General features: G+C 67.5%; 1 protein-coding gene. It reads right to left on the reverse strand.

The features are described 5' to 3' along the window. Positions 1-368 precede the first annotated feature (368 nt). Positions 369-630 (reverse strand): hypothetical protein (locus ABD151_RS08150; protein ID WP_343993143.1); only part of this gene is annotated, 262 nt, incomplete at its 5' end.

Here is a 630-nt window from a genome sequence, read left to right on the forward strand (position 1 = left end):
CCGACCCGCCGAGGCCCGGACCGGCGTGGCGACGGTCGGGTGGGTGGAGGCGACCAGGATCTCGTCGACGTAGAGGTCCACCGGCGTGGACGGCGAGCCGACGGGCACGGAGATCCAGCCGACAGCCTGGTACCAGGTGAACTTCTCCACGACGCCGATCACCGGCACCCGCGAGGAGGACGACCCTCGCGCGACCAACGCACGCGACCTCCGGGCCAATCCACTCAGCTGTTCCCGCACTGACACCTCGGCCACCTTCGACTCCCCACCGACGCTGCCGCCGCGGCGGCACTGAACTCAGGCACACTACCGAGGATCCGGCGCCTTCACAGCGCGACGCACCAAGTGGCCGGCCGGTGGGCTCCGGCTCAGCCGAGGTTGCGGGCGATGACGCGGTACAGCACCGGGTCCTCATCCCCATACGGCGACAACCCCGTGTCCTCCACCTCGAACAACACCTCACCGAACCCGAACTTCGCCGTCAACGAATCACGGAACTCCACCGCATTCTGGAACCGCCGATAGTGATTGCCATGCACCTTCTGCACCGACTCATCCTTGTCGGTACGGAACTCCGCCGCGAACAGATCACCCGCACGAGCATGCGTCGCGATCGCCGCCATCAACCGC

It is taken from the genome of Nocardioides dubius (genome assembly GCF_039528155.1).
Classification (GTDB): Bacteria; Actinomycetota; Actinomycetes; order Propionibacteriales; family Nocardioidaceae; genus Nocardioides; species Nocardioides dubius.